This window comes from Pseudomonas sp. 4CAES_32.4 (assembly GCF_058136335.1).
The window spans coordinates 2414027-2433942 of sequence record NZ_CM176882.1; the positions used below are offsets into that span (position 1 = coordinate 2414027).

Below are 19916 nucleotides of genomic sequence, written 5' to 3' on the forward strand. Positions count from 1 at the left end.
CGTCTTCCTTTTACGTGTTCAGGACAAAATGTGGTCGGCGGGTTTCAGCGCCCGAGTCAATCGGTAGTAGCTGAAACTGAAGCCGGGAAACATCGCGCTCACATGACCGCTCTTGCTTTGATACCAACTGTGGCAACCGCCGGACTTCCACACCGTGCGTTCCATCTCCCGGTGGATCATTTCAGTGTAGGTACGTTCCGCTTCGGGGCGCACTTCGATGCTGCGCAGGCCTTTGACCTGCACGGTGCGAATGCAGTCGATGATGTAGTTCATCTGCGATTCGATGATGAACAGCGCTGAAGTGTGGCCAATTCCGGTGTTCGGGCCGGTGACGATAAACAGGTTGGGAAAGTCCGGCAGGCTGGTGCCGAGGTAGGCACGCGGGTATTGCTCCCAGACATCTCTGAGTTGTACGGCGTTTTTTCCGCTGACCGGGTAGGAAATCACCCCGTCGGTGGCGTCGTAACCCGTGGACCAAATGATCAGATCAACATCGATGTGCTCGCCGTCTGCCGTGTTGATTCCGCTCTCATCGAGCGATGCGACACCTTGCTCGCGGGTGTGCAGCGCGACATTGGTGCGACTCAACGCCGGGTAATAGGTGTTGGACATCAGCACCCGTTTGCAGCCGATCAGGAAGTCGGGTGTCAGTTTTGCCCGCAGCACCGGATCCTGCACCTGACGCTCGAGCCAGCGCAGGGCCTGACGCTGCACCATGCGGATCGCCGGTTTCGAATATTTGAACGCGATCACCCGGGTTTCGAATTGCCAGTAGATCAGCCAGCGCAGCAGCTTATAGGCCGGTTTCAAACCGAGCAGCCAGCGCTGGAATGGCCCGAAGCGCCGATCGGGACGGGGCAATACCCAATGCGGTGTGCGTTGAAACACATGCAACTGTTCGACCTGTGGCGCAATCGCCGGGATCACCTGCACCGCGCTGGCGCCACTGCCGACGATCGCCACGCGTTTACCCTTGTAGTCGTAGCTGTGATCCCAATTGTTTGTGTGAAAAGTCTTGCCCTGAAAGCGATCCTGGCCGGGGATTTGTGGGATCACTGGCTGGCTTAATGGCCCACTGGCGTTGATGACGAATTGCGCATGGAAGATGCCTTTGCTGTCGGTGTGCACGACCCAGCGTTTCTCGATGTCATCCCATTCGATGCGTTCGACGTTGGTGTGCAGTTCTACCCGTTCGCGCAGGCCGAATTGCTCGATCACCTGTTCGGTGTAACGCTGCAACTCAGCCTGTTCGGCAAACATCTGCGACCAGCGGTACGAGGCGAACGACAGCGAATACAGCGGCGACGGCACGTCCACTGCCGCGCCGGGGTAGGTGTTCTGGCACCAGGTGCCGCCGAAGAAATCCCGTCGTTCCAGCAGGCGGAAATCATCGATCCCGGCCTTGAGCAGGTTGACCGCCGCGCATTGGCCGCCAAATCCGCTGCCGATGATCAACACTCGGTAAGTCTGCATGGGGCTCCTTCTTATAGTTGTTTTTCCGTTTTGCTCCTTTCATGTATAGCCAAATATTCGCACTGCGTGCAGCCCTGATGTCGCTCTATTCAGCCCGCTGGCCGGTGATGGCTATTTAACGTTGCCCTGATAGACTCCCAACACATCCGTCCTACGGTGCATCCAGGTTCCGTCGAGAGATCGAGGCCCTTATGGGAAACACGGGAGGAAAAGGACTTTCATTGGCCAGGAGGCTTTATACGTCGCGCACTCTGGGGCTGGCCTTGGGGCTGCTGTGTGTGGGCGTAGCGATGTTTCCGCTCGATCCGCCGCTGTGGGTCTGGGCGCTGATGATCTTCAACGGCCTGCTCTGGCCGCATCTGGCGTTCCAATGGGCGCGTCGTTCCAGCACGCCGTATCACGCTGAACACCGTAATTTACTGATCGACGCCTTTCTCGGCGGCTTCTGGGTCGCCGCCATGCATTTCAATCCGCTCCCCAGTGCCACGACCGTGTCGATGATGGCAATGAACAACGTGGCTATCGGCGGCATACGGTTTTTGCTGGCCGGTCTGGCCGCGCAGATTCTCGGGATTGGCGTCGGTCTGGTGGTGTTCGCGCCGGCGTTCATTCCGCAAACCTCGCCGCTGCAACTGTATGCGTGCCTGCCGATGTTGATGCTCTATCCATTAGCGTTGGGCTTGCTGTGCTTCCGGCAGGCGCACACCCTTGGTCGGCATAAACGCGAACTGCTGGCCTTGAGCCGCACCGACAGCCTCACTGGCCTGCTCAACCACGGCGCGTGGAAGGATCAACTGGAGATTGCCTTTCAGCGCTGCAAACGGCAGAAGCAGGGCGCGGCGATTGCCTTGATCGACATCGATCATTTCAAGGCGATCAACGACACCTACGGCCACGTCGCCGGCGACATCGTCTTGCGCCAACTGAGCAAAATGCTCAAGCAGAACCTGCGCGCGACCGACGTTGCAGGGCGTTATGGCGGTGATGAGTTCTGCGTGATTCTGCCAGAGCTGCCGCTGTTCAATGCCGCGCAGGCGATGGAAGCGCTGCGCGAGCGTTTTGTCACGCTGGGCTATGAGCAGAATCCGACGTTGAAGGTCAGTTTGAGTATTGGTCTGGCGGCGTACGATCCGTCCCATGGCGACGCGACGCGCTGGCTCAACGACGCCGATCAGGCGCTGTATGAAGCCAAGGCGGGCGGGCGCAACCGGGTGATCTGCAATTGCGACAAGCCCCGGCACGAGTTGCTCGACTCGGTCTGAGCCTTGCCACGAAGCCCTTTGTAGAAGCTAGCCCTGCTAGCGATAGGGCCGGCACATCCAGCCATTGTGTCGACTGACCCACCGCTATCGCCAGCAGGGCTGGCTCCCACAGGGATGTGTGTAGAAATTCCCATTGTGGGAGCTAGCCCTGCTAGCGATAGGGCCGGCACAGCCAGCCATTGTGTCGACTGACCCACCACTATCGCCAGCAGGGCTGGCTCCCACAGGGATGTGTGTAGAAATTCCCATTGTGGGAGCTAGCCCTGCTAGCGATAGGGCCGGCACAGCCAGCCATTGTGTCGACTGACCCACCACTATAACCAGCAGGGATGTGTGTTGATCTGGTTGATCAGTGTCGCATTCGGTGTAGAGCCTTGCGCTGATGTCGGGTACGGTTAAATCCCCCCGACGCGAAACAAGGATCGCTTCATGACGTTCTCATTTCCCCGCTCCCTGTTGGCCGCCAGCCTCGGCCTGTCTCTAGCCTTCGCCGCTGCCGGCGCCTTTGCCGAACCGCACAAACAGGTGCTCGCCGATGCCGAGCAGTATCAGCCCGAAGCGCTGAAGCTGCTGGAGCGTCTGGTCAATATCGACTCCGGTTCAGGCTATGAGCCGGGCCTCAAGCAGGTCGGCGACATCGCCATCGACGAGTTGAAAAAACTCGGCGCCACCATCGAGCTTGTGCCCAACACACCGGAAAAATCCAACCATGTGCTGGCCACGTTCAAAGGCACCGGCAAGGCGAAAATCCTCCTGATGGCGCACATGGATACGGTGTTCAAGGAAGGCTCGGCTGCCGAGCGGCCATTCCACATCAAGGACGGTCGCGCTTACGGGCCGGGGGTGATGGATGACAAGGGTGGCATCGTCGCCGGGATCTACGCGTTGAAAGTCCTGAAAAACCTCGACTTCAAGGACTACGCGCAAATCACTTTCCTGCTCGACGCCAGTGAAGAAACCGGCTCGGACGTCGCCACTGACCTGATCAAGAAAACCGCCAAACAGCACGACGTGACCCTCAATCTCGAGCCGGGTCGCCCGGCCGATGGCTTGGTGGTGTGGCGCAAGGGCAGCGCAACGGCGCTGGTAGAGGTCAAGGGCAAAGCTGCCCACGCCGGCGTTGCGCCGGAACTGGGGCGCAACGCCGCAATGGAGGCGGCACACCAGATTCTGCAACTGGGCAAACTCGGCGACGAGGCGAAGAAAACCACCATCAACTTCACCGTGCTCAAGGCCGGTGACCGCACCAACGTGATTCCCGATCAAGCCACGGCCAAGGCTGACGTGCGCGCGGCGGTGCCGGAAGAATTCGACCGCATCGAGAAGGATCTGGCGCGGGTGTCTCAGGACAAGCTGATTCCAGAAACCGAAGTGAAGACTTCACTGCAGCGCGGTTTGCCACCAATGCCGCAGACTGCCGAATCGGATCGTTTGATGGCCATGGCCCAGGGGATTTATGGCGAGATTGGCCGCAAGTTGACCGAGGAAGGCAGCGGTGGTGCAGCGGATGCCAGCCTGTCCGCCGGAGTCGGCACGCCGACGCTGGATGGTTTCGGGATTGTCGGCGGCAATATTCATACGCCGGAGGAATACGCCGAGGTGGCGAGCGTGGCGCCACGGATTTATCTGTTGTCGCGGATGATTATGGAGTTGGCCAAGTAGCCGTGAGCAGAGCCTGATTTGGCGTTGCGGCGGCTGGCCTCATCGCTGGCAAGCCAGCTCCCACAGGGTTTGGTGTGAACCATTAAGTCATGGTTAGCCGCATAAACTGTGGGAGTCTGGCTTGCCAGCGATGGCGTCAGCCCGGTCAATCGATCACTCCTTGACGCTCATGTATTCCTTGGCCCAGAGAATGTATTCCTCCGGCTGGGTATAGGTGTGCGTCAATTCAGTCGCGCTCAGGTCGGACGCCTGAGTGAAGATCTGCCGTTGTTCGCGCAGGCTGTCGTACGTGGCTTTGATCGCGGCAAAGTAAGCGCCGTGGCCATCGATGGTCACGCGCACGCCGAGTTCGGCCAGGCGTTTGTCGTCGCGCAGCGCCGGGTTGCCGTAGGTCACCAGCATCAGCGGCACGGTCAAGTGTTCGGCGATTTGTTCGAGCTGATCAAAATCCTGAATCCCGACCATGCAAATACCATCCGCGCCTGCGGCCTGATACTGGCGAGTGCGGCTGATGATTTCCTGATTCGGCAGAATGCCGGCGTTGGTGCGGGCGATGATCGCCATTTCCGTATCGACGCGGGCTTCCAGCGCTGCACGGATCTTGCCGACGCCTTCGGCAACCGTGATCAAGTCGGTCGATTTGCGGCCGAATTGCGCTGGCAGCAAGGTGTCTTCGATGGTCAGGGCGGCGACGCCGGCGCGCTCCAGTTCAACGATGGTGCGCATCACGTTGAGGGCGTTGCCGTAGCCGTGGTCGGCGTCGGCGATCACCGGCAACTGGGCGACGCGGCCGATGCGGGTGGCCTGTTCGGCGAACTCGCTGAGGGTGATCAGGGCAAAGTCCGGTGCACCCAGCACCTGCAACGACGCCACCGAGCCACCGAGAATCCCCACTTCAAAGCCCAGGTCAGCGGCAATGCGGGCGGACATCGGGTCGAACACCGAAGCGGTGTGATAACAGGTGTCGGAAGCCAGAAGCTGACGGAAATTACGGCGCAAATCTTGATGAGAAAGCCTGGTCATACGAGTTCCACCAATACAAAGGAATGGAACGGCTTGAGCAAATGTGTCAACGCCGAAGAATGAAAAGGCTATCACGCGAATGGGTCAAGGATCATGACGAATTTACGCCGTGACGCTCGATGCGCTGAAAGGGTTCATCCAAAGCGGCGCAGTCAGGCCGCAACGGCCTGTTGCTGTTGATTCGGCAACATCACCGCCCGGACCGAGTTGCCCGGCTGCAATTGCAGACGCTGCGCGGTTGAGCGGTCGATCGCCAGGCTGCTGCCGACCCGTCGGGCGCGGGCGACGGTGATGCGGCAATTCTCCAACCGGCGATTGTGGATCAGCCACAGTGGCGCCTGTTCATCCGGACTGCCAAGGCTCAGGGTCAGCTCCAGGCTATCGCGGACGGTGCGGATATTGCGCACGGGCGCTTCGATCACCGGCCCACCGTCGAAGATGTCGATGTAGCCTTTGTGGGTAAAACCCTCAGCCTGAAGAATTTTCAACGCCGGCTCGGTATTCGGGTGCGCCTGACCAATCGCCGCTTGCGCCTGTTCGGTGAGCAGGCAGGTGTACAGCGGCTGACGCGGCATCAGTTCGGCAATGAACGATTTGTTGCCCAGCCCCGACAAATGATCGGCATGGCTGAAATCCATCTGGAAGAAGTGCCGGCCCAGGCTGTCCCAGAACGGAGAACAACCTTGTTCATCGGCGCTGCCGCGCAGCTCGGCGATCATTTTCTCGCCAAACAGATGGGGGAATTCGGCGACGAACAGCAAACGCCCCAGCGACAGCAGGCGGCCGTTGCTACCGTGACGATGGTCATGGCCAAGAAACAGCGAGCACAGTTCCGATTGGCCAGTCAGTTCATTGTTGAGGAACAGCGTCGGGATCTGCCGTTGAATGCCCAAGTCCGGTGCCGAACTCACGGTCAGTCCGACACGATAGTTGTACCAGGGCTCACGCAGGCCCACCGCGCCGGATAATGCGCTGACACCGACCACGCGCATGTCGTCGTCTTCGAGCACGAACAGGTAATCGGCATCGGCGCGCTCCACCTGCTCGGCGAATGCCCGTTGCGCCCAGCGCACCCGATGGGCGAGTCGATCTTCGTTGCCCGGCAGGGTGGTGAACCCCGGGCCGGCCTGTTGCACCAGCGTTATCAAGGCGGGCAGGTCGCTGACTTTGACCGGACGGACAATCATGCTGGAACTCCTTCTGCGCGCCTGTTCGGGCACTGTCGTGGGGGGCAGAACCTTGCGCGGTTCATAACGCAATCAGCCGGATCGGGTTGCCATCGGTCACGTTCAGCGCCGCACACATTGCAGGGGTGAGGGACAGCGGTTGATCGAGTTGGTAATCCAGTTCGGCGACGGTGGCGCGATAGCCATGCAACGCATCGTTACTCAGCAGAAAGCGACCTCGGCTATTGTTCACCGAGTGCTCGCGGACGGTGACGGTCTGGCTGCGGGCGATCGAACGAATGTTCGCCGTGCGCGCATACAACGTCGGGCCGGCGTCGAACAGGTCGATGTAGCTGTTGGTTTCAAAGCCCTCGCGTTCAAGGATGTCGAAAGCCTCCTGACCGTCCGGGTGAATCCGCCCGATGCATTCCTGTGCGGCCAGGGGCAGCATCGGCACGTAAATCGGGTATTGCGGCATCAATTCGGCGAGGAAACTGCGGCTCTGCAACCCGCACAGACGCTCGGCTTCGACATACGGCAAGTCGAAGAAATGTTTGCCCAGCGCATCCCAGAACGGCGAGTGGCCGTTCTCGTCGCTGTAGCCGACGATCTCGGTAATCACCGCTTCAGCGAAGCGCGACGTATGGGCGGCGATGAACAACAGGCGCGCGCGTGACAGCAATTCGGAAAACGCGCTGCCGACCAGCGCCGCATCAATGTGAAAACCGCGCAGCAGAGTGTGGCCGCTGAGGTCATGGCACAGCGACAACGCCGGCACGCCGTGTTCGATGTTGAGCTCGCGCGACGTGCTGGTGAAGTGGCGGTTGCGCAGGCTATAGAACGGCTCGTCGAAACCGGCAGTGGCGAGGATCTCCGAGCAGCCGACCAAGCGTTGGCTGTCGAGGTCTTCGAGCACGAAGAAGTAATTCTCCGGGCCGTGCGCCGCTGCCACGCTGTCGAACGAGGCGACGGAGGCGGCGATTTTCGCTTGCAGACGTTCGCTGTCATCCGGCAGCGACGTCACGCCGACCAGGCTGTCACGGGCCAGCTGTTGCAACTGCGGCAGGTCGGTTGGCTCAACTGGGCGTAAGACCAGCATGGATGCACTCCTGTATCAAAGGGTTCGGCCTCTTGGCCGAACCTGACTATCACTGTCGGTTTCCACGCGTTAAATCGGCGGTCGCCTGATTTGTTGTCAGACGCCGCTCTTTTTCTTGTCAGCCATTGCTCGGGTCAGGCAGCGCGGTACTGGCGCCGAGCTTGTTGAGGAAGAACAGGTACACCAGGCCCAGGGCGATCCAGATCAGGCCGAGTTTCTGTGCATCGACGCCCATGTTGTACATGATGGCCGCGACGATGATAAAACCGATCACCGGGCAGATCAGATGGCGTACCACCTGACCGGACTTTTGCCGACGCCAGTAGTAGTTGATCACCGTCAGGTGCAGCAGCATGAAACCGCTGAGGGCGCCGAAGTTGACCAGCGAGGTCAGGGTGTCGACCGAGTTGATGAACAGGTAGCAGATCACCAGCGACAGCACGGCAACCAGATAAATGCTCAGGTATGGCGTGTTGTGTTTCGGGTGCACTTTGGCCAGCACCTTCGGCAACTTGCCGTCGCGGGCCATGCCGAACAGCAGGCGCGACACCGCCGCTTGCGAAGTAATCGCCACGGCCACGCCCCAGGCCAATGCAGTCGCCACGCCGGTGACGGTGGCCAGCCAGCTGCCGGCGGCAATCTCAGCGATTTCATAGAACGCCGTGTCGGCAGACTTGAAGCCCATACCCGCCGCCAGATCGGTGGCGATCCAGGTTTGCGCCACGAAAATTACGCCCATCACCACCAGTGTGATCAACGCGGCTTTGCCGACGCTCTTGCCCGGATCACCTTTGATTTCTTCGGCGAGCGTCGAGATCGCATCGAAGCCGAGGAACGACAGCACGGCAATCGACACCGCTTGCATCAGCAGCGCGAAATTGAACGTTTCAGCGTTGTACAGCGGCGCCAGGGTCAGCTCGCCGTTGCCGCCACCGTTGTGCAAAGTGTTCCAGGCGTAGAACAGGAATATGCCCAGAACGACCAGCTGCGCCAGCAGGAAAATGATGTTCATCCGTGCGGTGAAAGTAATGCCGCGCAGGTTGACGAATGTCGCGCTGACGAGGAACGCCAGAATGAAGCCAACCTTGGGAATGTCCGGGTACAAATGGTTGAGCGCCATCGCCGCGTATACATACAGCAGCGGCGGAATCAGCAGGTAGTCGAGCAGCATCAGCCAACCGGCAATGAAGCCGACATGTTGATTGAGGCCCCGTTGCGCGTAGGAATACACCGAGCCTGCAATCGGAAAAGCCTTGGCCATGCTGCCGTAGCTCAACGCGGTAAACAGCATCGCCACCATGCCGATGATGTACGCCAGCGGCACCATCCCCGGCGCTTCGGCGTTGACGTAGCCATACACGCCGAACGGGGCGATGGGGATCATGAAGATCATCCCGTACACCACCAGGTCGGTGAGCGTCAGGCTACGTTTCAACTCTTGCTTGTAGCCGAATTCTTCAATTTCCATGAAGCGCAACTCCTTGTCAGCCAATCGGTCGTTTTAGTTGTTATATCGGTCCATCGTTTACAGCTTCAGCCATCTTCGTTACAGCAATGGCGCGAGGTATCCGGCCCAGCGCGAGATATCTTCGGGACTGCGCAGCAAGTCGTTGCGCACCTCGATCAGCACTGAGTCCAGACCACGGGCATCACCGTGCACTGGCACGGTCATGTCGCCCAGCGGGTCGATCTTGTACGGCTGATTACCGGCAACCTTCAGCGGATGCTCGCCGAGACCATCGAGCAGGCGCTGCGCGTAGTCTTTCGCCTGACCGAACAGCACGCCGATTTCCAGTGCTCGCGGCTGGCCGTAATACACCGGGGTAAAACTGTGAATTCCCACCACTCGCACGGGTTGACCCTGAGCGATGCGCTCGTCGATCAAGGTCTGCAAGCGGGCGTGAAACGGTTTGAACAGGGTCTGACGGCGGTATTCGCGTGTCGCTTCATCCAGTTCACGGTTGCCTGGAATCTGGTAAATCTCGCTCTGCGCCGGGATGCTGTCCGGCGCATGCCGTGGCCGGTTCAGATCGATCAGCAGGCGCGAATAATTGGCGCTCAGCAGCGTCGCACCGAGTTGTTCCGACAGTTGTTCGGCCAATTGCAAAGCGCCGATGTCCCAGGCGATGTGCTCACGCGCGGCGGTATCGTCCAGGCCCAGATTGTTCAGGGCCTCGGGGATGTAGCGACTGGCGTGCTCGCACACCAGAATCAACGGGTGCGTCGAGTCGGCGCGGCTCAGGTTGTAGACCGGACGGGTGTACAACCCCAGCTCGGCGGATTCAGTACAGGCGTGCATAGTGCTCACACAAGTCAGCGGGCGAGAGCTGTTCCGTCAGCGCCAGTTCCTCGGTTTTAAGGGCGTAATAGGTGTCGAGCAACGGCTTGGGCAGCCATTCGATCAAGGCTGCACTGTCGCGCAGGCAATCCAGTGCCTGGTTCAGCGAGACGGGCAGGGCGACGATGCCCCGCGCCTTGCGTTGTTCGTCGTTGAGTGAATCGGGAATTTCATCGGTGATCGCGTTCAGCGCCAGACGCTGCTCAATGCCCAGGCGCCCGGCGATCAATAGCGCGGCCATGGCCAGATGCGGCGAGGCGGTGGCGTCCATGGCACGGAATTCCAGGTTGAACTGGTTCGCCACGGATTTGCCGCCGAGGGTCACGGTCGGGCAGATGCGCAGCGCCGCTTCACGGTTCTGTTGGCCGAGGCAGGCGTAAGAGGCGCTCCAGTGGTGCGGCTGCAAACGCTCGTATGACACCGGCGTCGGCGCGGTGAACGCGCACAGCGCCGGCAAGTAATGCAGGATGCCCGCTGCCCAATGCTGGCCAAGCGTCGACAGACCATTGCTGGTGCCCGCGTCGTAAAGCATCGGCACACCGCCCAGATCGAGCAGGCTGACGTGCAGGTGCACGCCGTTGCACACCGCGTCGGCGGCGGTCTTGGGGGCGAAACTCAGGTCCAGGCCCATTTGTCGGGCGATCTCGCGGGTGATCTCGCGCACATTCACCGCGCGATCCGCCGCCGCAACGCCAAGCGTCGGGCGGCAGGTGATTTCGTATTGGTGCTTGCCGTATTCGGGCAGAAACATTTCCGGCTCGACCCCGCCGGCGCGCAAGGCGCTAAGCAACCAGCCACCGAACTCGGCGCCTTGGCGTTGAGCTTCGAGGGAGAAGGCCAAATGCTCGGCGAAACCGGCATGCAGATTGAATTCGTGCTCGAACGCAGCGTTGACCTGCAAGCCCAACGTGTCGCGATAACGCTCGATTTCATCACGCAACAGCGTGCGCGGGCAGGCGCCCCACGGACGGCCATCGGTCTCGCGGATGTCGCCGTGGATGAAATCCAGCGCTGGCGCATTGGCGTCCGGGCCATTGCTGACGGTGACGCGGCTGCCTATGTCGGGGATCAGGCGCAGATCGCCATAGGCGCCCCATGGATTGGTCGAGGCAATGATGTCCTGCGGCGTCAACGCGCTGTTGGCCGGCACCCAACCACCTCCGGCGGCTTGATAGTTTTCCAGCTCATCGGTGGGAAACGAGCGGCCCCGGGTAATGCCGATCAGGTCAGTGGTGACCAGCGTGGTCATCGGCAGCGGCGTCAGGCGTGCGCTCATGGCTGCATCTGCTGCAAGCGACCGAGCACGGTGTCGGTGTCGGTGATCCAGCAATAACCCTTGATCGCATTCAGGCAGGCGTGATGACGCTCGGCGCTGTAGGTGGCGCAGGCGTCTTCGACCAGCGTGACCAGATAACCGCGATCGGCGGCGTCGCGCACCGCCATGTCGACGCACTGGTCGGTGACGATGCCGGCGATGATCAGATGACGGGTTTCCAGGTTGCGCAGCACGTAGTCGATGTTGGTCGAATTGAACACGCCGGACGACGTCTTGGGCAGGACGATTTCGTTTTCCACCTGGGTCAGCTCGGCAATGACCTGCGCCTGTGGGCTGCCCTTGGGCAAGTGCATGTCCGACAGTTTGTGGTCGAGTGAGCGGTCGCGGCCGTCGGCGGTCAGGCTTTCGATAATCGTGTGCAGCACGTTCTGCCGCGCCTCGCGAAAAGCGCTAAGCAGGCGTTGTTGATTGGGGATCACCTGCGTGCGGGCGCGGTGGAGGAAATACTCGGCGTCAGGCCCGGTGAGGTGCGGGTCGAACTGCGGTTCAAGCCAGGCCCGCTGCATGTCCACCAGCAGCAGAGCGGTGTGGTCAGTGACAAACGGCAAGTTCCGCGGCGAGCGGTGGGGAAGGCTGAACATCCTTATTTATCCTCCAGCAGGTGAGTGGCGAAGTCGTTGCGCAGGGCATCGATGCCTTCCAGGCGATCCGCCAGATCCGGGCCGCGCAGGGTCAGGCAGGCAATCAGCGCCTCGACCTGAGCCAGCGCCGGCACCATGGTGTCGAACGCGGAGGCCGATTCCACCGGGGCACTGATGATCAGGTCGGCCAATTCGCGCAGGGGCGAGGCGTAGATGTCGGTAAACAGCACCACGCGCGCGTTATTGCTTTTTGCCGCGCTGGCCACGCGCAGGGCCTGAGTCTGGTAGCGGCGATAGTCGAACACCAGCACGACGTCCTGGCGTTGCAGGTCAAACAGGCGATCGGGCAGCAGCGCGTTGTCTTCCAGGGCAAAGCAGCCGGGGCGCAGCAGGCGCAGGTGATTGAGCAGGTAGGTGGCCATCAGGCTGCTGAAGCGTCCGCCAAAGCAGTAAACCTGATGCCGGGTGTCGAGCAGCCAGTCGGTGAGGATGCGCACATCCTCGGGTTGGGTCAGCGACTGGGTTTCGGCCAGCAGGCGATGACTTTCGCCCAGATAATGGCCCCAGGCATCATCCTTGTTTTGATGCGCGCGTGGTTGCAACAGCGTGCGCGGAGAGCGCAGGCGATGATCCATGTCGCTGAGCAGGGCGTCCTGGAATTCGGCATAACCGCCGAAACCGAGTTTCTTCACCAGCCTGACGATGGTCGGGTCGCTGACGCCAGCATGCTCGGCCAGACGTGCCATCGGGCCCAAACCATTGCGCGGGTACTGATCCAGCAAGGCGCGAACGACTTTGCGCTCCGACGGGGTTAGATCCAGGCCGGGATCGGTAATCAGGTCTCTGAGAGGGGGCATCCGGGCTCCTGCTGGATGGGGTGTTGAATTCGCTTCACAATCCGTTAAAACAGTATTTATGTAACTGGCGCTACATGTCTAGTTAATTTTTTCGGTTGTTTATGAGGCGCCGATTTGCAGCGAGACGCCCGTGTAACAAGGGCTACGCGGAAGTCGATGCGTCTTGTAGTCCGTTGCCCGTGGCAGTGTCAGACATTGCCGATTTTCTGAAGGATCAGGCGGATTTAGTGCTACAGCTGAACGCCCTGAAACCTGCGGTTTACGGCACAATTGCCGGCAGAGCGGCAGTGCGCCGCTGTGTTCAAGACTCTCGACAGAGTGATTCCCCAGTGCAAACCACCCGTTTGACTCTTATTTGCCATGCGCGAACCGTCGCACAAAAATTGGCGCGTTTTCCTACGAATGAGCCTGTTGAAGATTTGTCTCTGGCGTCTGACGCGTTTGGCACGCGTTTTGGCTCTGAGGTACGCCTGGTCTGCGGCCCGGAATTACGCACACGACAGACCGCTGCGCGGTTCGGCACCAATGCCGAGGTCGATGAGGCGTTGCGCGATTGCGATTGGGGGCACTGGCACGGCAAGGCGATCAAGGATTTACAGCGCGAAGAAGGTGAAGCGCTAAACGCCTGGCTCGGCGATCCGCAGGTTGCGCCGCCGGGTGGCGAGTCCGTTGTGCAGCTTGGCGCGCGGATGGGCGCATGGCTGCAGACGTTGCAGGCTGTGCCGGGCCATGTGCTCGCCGTGACGCATCCGTTCGTGATTCGCGCAGCACTGATGCACGTGATGCAAGGCGCAGCTTTCAACGCCATCGATGTCGAGCCGCTGTCGCTCATCGAGTTACGCTTCAACGGCATCTGGCGACTACGCTTGCCCGGTCTCGAACGTGAGGGTGCTGTCTGATGAAAAAGTTACTGGTGATTGGTATCGGCGCCGGCAATCCGGACTACATCACGATGCAGGCCGTCAAAGCGCTGAACCGCGTCGATGTGTTCTTTCTGATGGATAAAGGTCAGCGCAAGGACAAACTGATCGATCTGCGCCGCGATATCTGTGAGCGCTACATCGACGATCCTGCCTATCGCTTTGCCGAAGCCCACAGTCCGGAGCGCGAGCGAGGCGATGTCGACTACGCGGCCAGCGTCGATGACTTGAACCGCGCCAAACAGCAGACCTTCGAACGGTTGGTCAATGACGAATTGTCTGACGGCCAGTGCGGCGCTTTTCTGGTGTGGGGCGATCCGGCGTTGTACGACAGCACGGTTCGGATTCTGCGGGCGATTCTCGATTCCGGTCGCTGTGCGTTCGAGTTTGAGGTGATTCCGGGGATTACCAGCGTTCAGGCGCTCGCCGCGCAGCATAAAGTGCCGCTGAACACGATTGGTCGCTCGGTTGAAATCACCACGGGGCGGCGTTTGGCGGCCGGGCAGGTAAGTGATGCGGACAGTCTGGTGGTGATGCTCGATGCCGAAGACGCTTACCAGCACGTGGCCGATCTCGAGACCGAGATTTATTGGGGGGCTTATCTGGGCACGCCGGATGAGATTCTGATCAGCGGCAAACTGGGCGATGTGGCGGATGAGATCGAGCGGGTGCGCAAGGCAGCCCGGGCTGAGCATGGGTGGATTATGGATACCTATTTGTTGCGCAAGCCTTAGGTTTGCGACGTCCCGACTGGCCCCATCGCTGGCAAGCCAGCTCCCACAGGTTTTTGCGCTGTTTGCAGATGTCGTAAACAACACAAATCACTGTGGGAGCTGGCTTGCCAGCGATGGGGCCCTGAAGAACAACTCAGGTACTGGCACTAACTCCACGCCCAAACCGCTCCCGATACACCGACGGCGGCACGCCGACCACGCTGCGAAACGCCACGCGAAAACTCTCCGCCGAGCGATACCCGCAACGCTCGGCAATCTGCTCGGTATGGTCCGCCGTGCTCTCCAGCAACTCCCGCGCCCGCGCCAGTCGTTCATGTTGCAGCCAGGCCTTGGGCGATTGGCCGCTGGCTTCGCTGAAACGCCGCAAAAACGTCCGCTCGCTCATCGCCGCTTCACTGGCCAAGTCGCGCACTTCCAGCGGTTCATGCAGCCGTTCACGGGCCCATTGCATGACCCGCGACAGATCGTTGCGCGGCGTCGGGCTGACCGGTGTCGGAATGAACTGCGCCTGACCGCCGGTGCGTTGCGGCGACATCACCAAACGCCGGGCGACGGAATTGGCCACCTGAGTGCCGAAATCCCGCGCCACCAGATGCAGGCACGCGTCAATGCCCGCCGCGCTGCCCGCTGAAGTGATCAACTGCCCCGAATCGACATAAAGCACATCCGGATCAACCTCAATCGCCGGAAAGCGCTGCGCCAGTTCGGTTGTGTAGCGCCAATGCGTGGTCGCGCCATGGCCATCGAGCAAACCGCTGGCGGCCAGCACAAATACTCCCGAGCAAATCGACAACAACCGCGCACCCCGGGCGTGGGCCTGGCGCAGTGCGTCGATCAGTTCTGGTGGCACCGGCGCATGACGGTCGCGCCAGCCGGGAATAATGATCGTGCGCGCCGCGCTGAGCAGGTCCAGGCCACCATCGGCGAGCACCTGAATCCCGCCCAAGGCGCGCATCGGCCCTTGATCGACGGCCACAATTGCGTGTTCGTACCACGGAAAATCGAACTCCGGCCGGGCGAGGCCGAAGATCTCCACGGCGATGCCGAACTCGAAGGTGCAGAGGCCGTCGTAGGCCAGAATCGCGACCAGACCTGGTGAAGTCGGCATTTGGCGGAAAGTTCCCGGTGAGTGTCTTGTGCGCCACTGTAGCGATTTGCGGCGTCTCGATAAAGTCTGTTCATCCCCAACGAGACACAGGAGCAACACCGCATGCCTAGCCTGGTTCGCAACATTCCCGCAGCCCCTTCGGCCATCGCCCTCATGCACTTTAGCAACCGTCTGACATTCGAAACCGATTGTTCCGACGTCTACAGCAGCCATGAGGCCGGCGAAATCGACTTTGTCTTGATCGACGTGCGCGGGCCGCTGGCTTACGAACGCGGGCATGTGCCGGGCGCGATCAACATTCCGACGCGGTTGCTGACGCTGGAAAGTCTGGCGAGTTATCCAATGGGCACCCTGTTCGTGGTGTATTGCGCCGGCCCGCATTGCAACGGTGCGAACAAGGCGGCGGTGAAACTGGCGGCGCTGGGTTACCCGGTCAAGGAAATGATTGGCGGTGTCACCGGTTGGCTGGATGAGGGTTTTCAGTTGAGCGTGCCACAGGGTTCTCAAACCCCGATCGGCTGCGCGTGCTGACACGTTTTTCAGCGATTTCCTGAGCAAAAAAGAAGCCTGTCCTACAGCCTTTGCACCACCACGGCGCAGCTGTTGACCTCGGTCAACGGCTGCGCCGATCTTTCATAAGTATTTGTCGCTTAAACACAATTTACCCTGTGCGCGCCGCCATAGACTGCCGGCCACTTCGGTTTTTGTAGCCAATTGGCCATGACCGAACGCTGAATCGAAAGCTGCCAATAAAAGCCTCCGCACACAGGAGTTATAAATGAAGAAGCTAGTGATGTTTGGTGCCTTGGCACTGTCGATGTTGTCCCTGACCGCTGTGGCCGAAGACGCCAAACCGATCCGCATCGGTATCGAAGCCGGTTACCCGCCATTCTCGATGAAAACCCCTGACGGCAAACTCACCGGTTTCGACGTGGATATCGGCGATGCGCTGTGCGCGCAGATGAAGGTCAAATGTACGTGGGTCGAGCAAGAGTTCGATGGCCTGATCCCGGCGCTGAAAGTGAAGAAAATCGACGCGATCCTGTCGTCGATGACCATCACCGACGACCGCAAGAAGAACGTCGATTTCACCATCAAGTACTACCACACCCCGGCGCGCTTCGTGATGAAGGAAGGCTCCGGCGTCAAAGACCCATTGACCGAGCTTAAAGGCAAGAAAGTCGGCGTGCTGCGTGCCAGTACCCATGACCGTTACGCCACCGAAGTGCTGGTACCAGCCGGGATCGACCTGGTACGTTACGGCTCGCAGCAGGAAGCCAACCTCGACATGGTCTCCGGCCGTATCGACGCGATGCTGGCCGACTCGGTCAACCTCAGCGATGGCTTCCTGAAAACCGACGCCGGTAAAGGTTTCGAATTCGTCGGTCCGACCTACGAAGACGCCAAGTACTTCGGCGGTGGCGCCGGGATTGCCGTGCGCAAGGGCGATACCGCGCTGGCCGAGCAATTCAACAAAGCCATCACCGAAATCCGCGCCAATGGCGAGTACAAGAAAGTCCAGGACAAGTACTTCGACTTTGACGTGTACGGCCATTAATACGCCGTAGAAAAAGTGGCCCCGTTACGCGGTGGCCACTTTTTTTGCGCTCTAATTGTGGTGAGACCCTTGTAGGAGTGAGCCTGCTCGCGATAGCGGTGTGTCAGACAACTATTATGTTGAATGTTGAACCGCTATCGCGAGCAGGCTCACTCCTACAGGGGATCTTTGTGATCCAGATATTGAGGAGGTACCCATGCAACGCATCGACCACATTCTGCCCTGGAGCCACTTGGGCAGTGAGCGCTCCCTCAGCGTGTTCCGTTACGGCGCCGGCTCACGCAAGGTGTACATCCAGGCCAGCCTGCACGCCGATGAACTGCCGGGCATGCGCACCGCGTGGGAACTCAAGCAGCGTCTCAACCAACTTGAAGCGCAAGGCCGTTTGCAAGGTGTGATTGAACTGGTGCCGGTGGCCAATCCGATTGGTCTCGATCAACACGTGCAAGGCGCGCACATGGGCCGATTCGAGCTGGGCAGCGGCAAGAATTTCAACCGCGCGTTTGTCGAACTCAGTACGCCGGTTGCAGCGCTGATCGGCGAGCAGCTGGGTGCCGATGCGGACGCCAACGTGGCACTGATCCGTCAGGCCATGGGGCAGGTGTTCGATGCGTTGCCAGCGCCGGCCTCGCAACTGCAAGCACTGCATCGTCTGTTGTTGCGCCATGCCTGTGATGCCGACATTACCCTCGATCTGCATTGCGATTTCGACGCTTCGATCCACCTTTACGCTTTGCCGCAGCACTGGCCGCAGTGGCAGTCGTTGGCGGCGCGCCTGAAGGCTGGCGTGGCCTTGCTGTGTGAAGACTCTGGCGGCAGTTCGTTCGACGAATCCTGCTCGACGCCGTGGCTGCGTCTGGCCAAAGCATTTCCCGATGCAGCGATTCCAGCGGCCAACCTGGCGACTACGCTGGAACTGGGCAGCATGGGCGACACCCGCGTCGATCAGGCGCAGGCCAATTGCGAAGCTATTCTCGGCTTCCTCGCCGAGAATGGCTTCATCAGCGGTGAATGGCCGGCGGCGCCAGACGAGTGCTGCGAAGGCCTGCCGTTCGAGGGCACCGAATACCTGTTCGCGCCGCACCATGGCGTGGTGAGCTTCCTGCGCAATGCGGGGGAGTGGGTGGAGAAGGGCGACGCGTTGTTCGAGGTGGTTGATCCGCTGCAGGATCGCGTGACCACTGTCTGCGCCGGGACCAGCGGGGTGTTGTTTGCCATCGACCGTGGCCGTTACACCGAGCCTGGGATCTGGCAGGCGAAAGTGGCGGGGCGGGTGCCGTTTCGTACTGGGAAACTGACGAACGACTGATCGATCTTCGCTGAATCTAATGGCCTCATCGCTGGCAAGCCAGCTCCCACAGGGTGAATGGGTGTACACAATATCGGTGATCACCATCAATCACTGTGGGAGCTGGCTTGCCAGCGATGGCGGCATCAGCAACGCCCTTACATTTGGATCCTTCACCGAGGATGTTAGGCTCCCCCCGAACCCGACACCCTGAAAAGGAAGGCTCTATGTTGAAGGTCTTTGCCCTGCTGACGCTCTTGGCGTCCACCGCCGTCCACGCGCAAACCTCGTTGCAATCCGATCTGCCGCTCAAGTACATCGAACAGGTTCACCCCGACGCCGAGCCGCGTCCGCTGGTGATTTTCCTGCACGGCTACGGCAGCAACGAAGCCGATCTGATCGGTATGAAATTTCAGCTGCCGGCGCAGTACAACTATCTGTCGGTGCAGGCGCCGATGGCGTTGGGTGAAGGACGTTATCAGTGGTTTCGCAAAAAGGGCGAAGGTGCCTACAACGGCGAGACCGATGATCTGCAGGTCAGCAGCCAGAAGCTGCGCGACTTTATCGCCCAAGCCGCGAAGAAATATCACGCCAGCCCGGACAAGGTGTACCTGATCGGCTTCAGCCAGGGCGCGATGATGAGTTACGAGGTGGGCCTGCGAGCGCCAGCCGCTGTCGGTGGGTTTGCGGCGTTGAGCGGGCGTTTATTGCCGGTCTTGAAGAAAGAGCTCAAAGCCGAGCAACAACCACTGCCGTTGAATATTTTCATTGGCCACGGCACCGCCGATGATCCAGTGCCGTACCGCAATGGCACGGACGCCAATGCGCAGCTACAGAAACTCGGTTACAAGCCGCAATTCCATGCCTATCCCGGCGTCGGCCACAGCATCAGTGCGGCCGAACTGCGGGATTTGAATGGCTGGTTGCAGCAGCTCAATCCTTGAGGATGGTTTTCACCAAGGCATCGTGACCTTTCTTGTCGCTGGCGCGGGAGATCACCTGAACCAGCGCCATTTTCGTCCCGGAGCCGGCCATCAGCGTGGTGTTGAGGGTCTGGCCACCGCCCTGGGTGGCGGTGCTGTCGACCTGACGCAGACCGAGGCCGGTGCCTTTCTGGGTCAGACTTTTCTCCGTGAGCTTGTTGAAGTCCGGCAAGGCTTTGCGTTGGTCTTCGATAAAGCTCGAGACGCTACCGTCGAGAAATTCGCCGTCGTTGTCCTTGACGTTCTGACCTTGAGGAATCTGGTTTTCGGCGGCGATGACCACGGTCTTGGTGGTTTCGTTGGTGTACATCGTGCCGGTGGCGCCGCCCGGGCTGGCCGGTAACGGATCAGCAACGAAGCCTTTAGGCAGAGTGAAGGTGAACTTGCCGCCGAGCAGCGAGACGTGCTCGCTCGTGGCTTTTTCCTTGGCTTTGGCAGCCTGAGCGTTGATGGCGCCGAGACCGGCGACGGCCGCCAGCAACACGATGACGGCTTTCTTGCTCAACAATGACATTCGAATCTCCGAGG

General features: G+C 60.2%; 19 protein-coding genes. 8 read left to right on the forward strand and 11 right to left on the reverse strand.

Annotated features, from left to right (window positions below; translation table 11 throughout):
* Window positions 1-18: 18 nt before the first annotated feature.
* Window positions 19-1473 (reverse strand): flavin-containing monooxygenase, encoded by a 1455-nt coding sequence (locus tag AC3Y64_RS10920; RefSeq protein WP_489987437.1) that lies wholly within the window; start codon window positions 1471-1473, stop codon window positions 19-21.
* Window positions 1474-1664: 191 nt separating this feature from the next.
* On the opposite strand from AC3Y64_RS10920, the gene AC3Y64_RS10925 reads away from it, so the two are divergent.
* Together AC3Y64_RS10925 and AC3Y64_RS10930 are read left to right on the forward strand one after the other, a co-directional pair.
* Entirely contained in the window at window positions 1665-2735 is a 1071-nt protein-coding gene (locus tag AC3Y64_RS10925) for a diguanylate cyclase (protein WP_489987438.1), read from the forward strand.
* 429 nt (window positions 2736-3164) lie between these two features.
* Entirely contained in the window at window positions 3165-4397 is a 1233-nt protein-coding gene (locus tag AC3Y64_RS10930; RefSeq protein ID WP_489987439.1) for a M20/M25/M40 family metallo-hydrolase, read from the forward strand.
* A gap of 153 nt (window positions 4398-4550) precedes the next feature.
* Here AC3Y64_RS10930 and AC3Y64_RS10935 read toward each other — a convergent pair whose 3' ends face one another.
* The 8 genes from AC3Y64_RS10935 to AC3Y64_RS10970 all read right to left on the reverse strand — a co-directional run bounded on the left by AC3Y64_RS10935 (window position 4551) and on the right by AC3Y64_RS10970 (window position 12797).
* On the reverse strand, window positions 4551-5420 hold the full coding sequence (locus AC3Y64_RS10935; protein ID WP_007919546.1) for an isocitrate lyase/PEP mutase family protein: 870 nt from the start codon (window positions 5418-5420) through the stop codon (window positions 4551-4553).
* A gap of 152 nt (window positions 5421-5572) precedes the next feature.
* Window positions 5573-6607 (reverse strand): arginine N-succinyltransferase, encoded by a 1035-nt coding sequence (gene astA, locus AC3Y64_RS10940; protein ID WP_489987440.1) that lies wholly within the window; start codon window positions 6605-6607, stop codon window positions 5573-5575.
* A gap of 61 nt (window positions 6608-6668) precedes the next feature.
* A complete protein-coding gene (locus AC3Y64_RS10945; RefSeq protein ID WP_489987441.1) occupies window positions 6669-7685 on the reverse strand; it encodes an arginine N-succinyltransferase in 1017 nt (338 codons plus the stop codon).
* Between the two features lie 118 nt (window positions 7686-7803).
* Complete coding sequence (locus AC3Y64_RS10950; protein ID WP_489987442.1) at window positions 7804-9153, reverse strand: APC family permease; 1350 nt, start codon at window positions 9151-9153, stop codon at window positions 7804-7806.
* Window positions 9154-9231: 78 nt separating this feature from the next.
* Window positions 9232-9984: an N-formylglutamate amidohydrolase gene (locus AC3Y64_RS10955; RefSeq protein ID WP_489987443.1), complete on the reverse strand. Its 753-nt coding sequence runs from the start codon at window positions 9982-9984 to the stop codon at window positions 9232-9234.
* Window positions 9968-11299, reverse strand: a complete 1332-nt coding sequence (locus AC3Y64_RS10960; protein ID WP_489987444.1) for a type I glutamate--ammonia ligase — start codon at window positions 11297-11299, stop codon at window positions 9968-9970. Before AC3Y64_RS10960 ends, AC3Y64_RS10955 begins: the two co-directional genes overlap by 17 nt.
* Window positions 11296-11940 (reverse strand): cysteine hydrolase family protein, encoded by a 645-nt coding sequence (locus AC3Y64_RS10965; protein WP_489987445.1) that lies wholly within the window; start codon window positions 11938-11940, stop codon window positions 11296-11298. The genes AC3Y64_RS10960 and AC3Y64_RS10965 overlap by 4 nt, the downstream gene beginning before the upstream one ends.
* Window positions 11941-11942: 2 nt before the next feature.
* Window positions 11943-12797 (reverse strand): MurR/RpiR family transcriptional regulator, encoded by an 855-nt coding sequence (locus AC3Y64_RS10970; protein ID WP_489987446.1) that lies wholly within the window; start codon window positions 12795-12797, stop codon window positions 11943-11945.
* 329 nt (window positions 12798-13126) lie between these two features.
* Here AC3Y64_RS10970 and AC3Y64_RS10975 point away from each other — a divergent pair, with 329 nt between their 5' ends.
* Together AC3Y64_RS10975 and cobF are read left to right on the forward strand one after the other, a co-directional pair.
* Window positions 13127-13696, forward strand: a complete 570-nt coding sequence (locus AC3Y64_RS10975) for a histidine phosphatase family protein (protein WP_489987447.1) — start codon at window positions 13127-13129, stop codon at window positions 13694-13696.
* Window positions 13696-14451, forward strand: a complete 756-nt coding sequence (cobF, locus tag AC3Y64_RS10980) for a precorrin-6A synthase (deacetylating) (protein ID WP_489987448.1) — start codon at window positions 13696-13698, stop codon at window positions 14449-14451. Before AC3Y64_RS10975 ends, cobF begins: the two co-directional genes overlap by 1 nt.
* 133 nt (window positions 14452-14584) lie before the next feature.
* Here the strand turns inward: cobF and ftrA are convergent, their stop codons facing one another.
* Complete coding sequence (gene ftrA, locus AC3Y64_RS10985) at window positions 14585-15559, reverse strand: transcriptional regulator FtrA (RefSeq protein ID WP_489987449.1); 975 nt, start codon at window positions 15557-15559, stop codon at window positions 14585-14587.
* A 102-nt stretch (window positions 15560-15661) separates the two neighbouring features.
* Here ftrA and AC3Y64_RS10990 point away from each other — a divergent pair, with 102 nt between their 5' ends.
* From AC3Y64_RS10990 to AC3Y64_RS11005, 4 genes are all read left to right on the forward strand, one after another.
* Window positions 15662-16090, forward strand: a complete 429-nt coding sequence (locus AC3Y64_RS10990) for a rhodanese-like domain-containing protein (protein ID WP_489987450.1) — start codon at window positions 15662-15664, stop codon at window positions 16088-16090.
* A 247-nt stretch (window positions 16091-16337) separates the two neighbouring features.
* Window positions 16338-17117 (forward strand): ABC transporter substrate-binding protein, encoded by a 780-nt coding sequence (locus AC3Y64_RS10995; protein ID WP_016775210.1) that lies wholly within the window; start codon window positions 16338-16340, stop codon window positions 17115-17117.
* 196 nt (window positions 17118-17313) lie between these two features.
* Window positions 17314-18426: a succinylglutamate desuccinylase/aspartoacylase family protein gene (locus AC3Y64_RS11000; protein WP_489987451.1), complete on the forward strand. Its 1113-nt coding sequence runs from the start codon at window positions 17314-17316 to the stop codon at window positions 18424-18426.
* A 206-nt stretch (window positions 18427-18632) separates the two neighbouring features.
* Window positions 18633-19349 carry an alpha/beta hydrolase gene (locus AC3Y64_RS11005; protein WP_489987452.1) on the forward strand — a complete coding sequence of 239 codons (717 nt, stop codon included), beginning with the start codon at window positions 18633-18635 and terminating at the stop codon, window positions 19347-19349.
* On the opposite strand, the gene AC3Y64_RS11010 is transcribed toward AC3Y64_RS11005, so the two are convergent.
* On the reverse strand, window positions 19339-19902 hold the full coding sequence (locus tag AC3Y64_RS11010) for a DcrB/PsbP domain-containing protein (protein ID WP_489987453.1): 564 nt from the start codon (window positions 19900-19902) through the stop codon (window positions 19339-19341). The two genes, AC3Y64_RS11005 and AC3Y64_RS11010, sit on opposite strands and share 11 nt — an antisense overlap.
* Window positions 19903-19916: the final 14 nt, after the last annotated feature.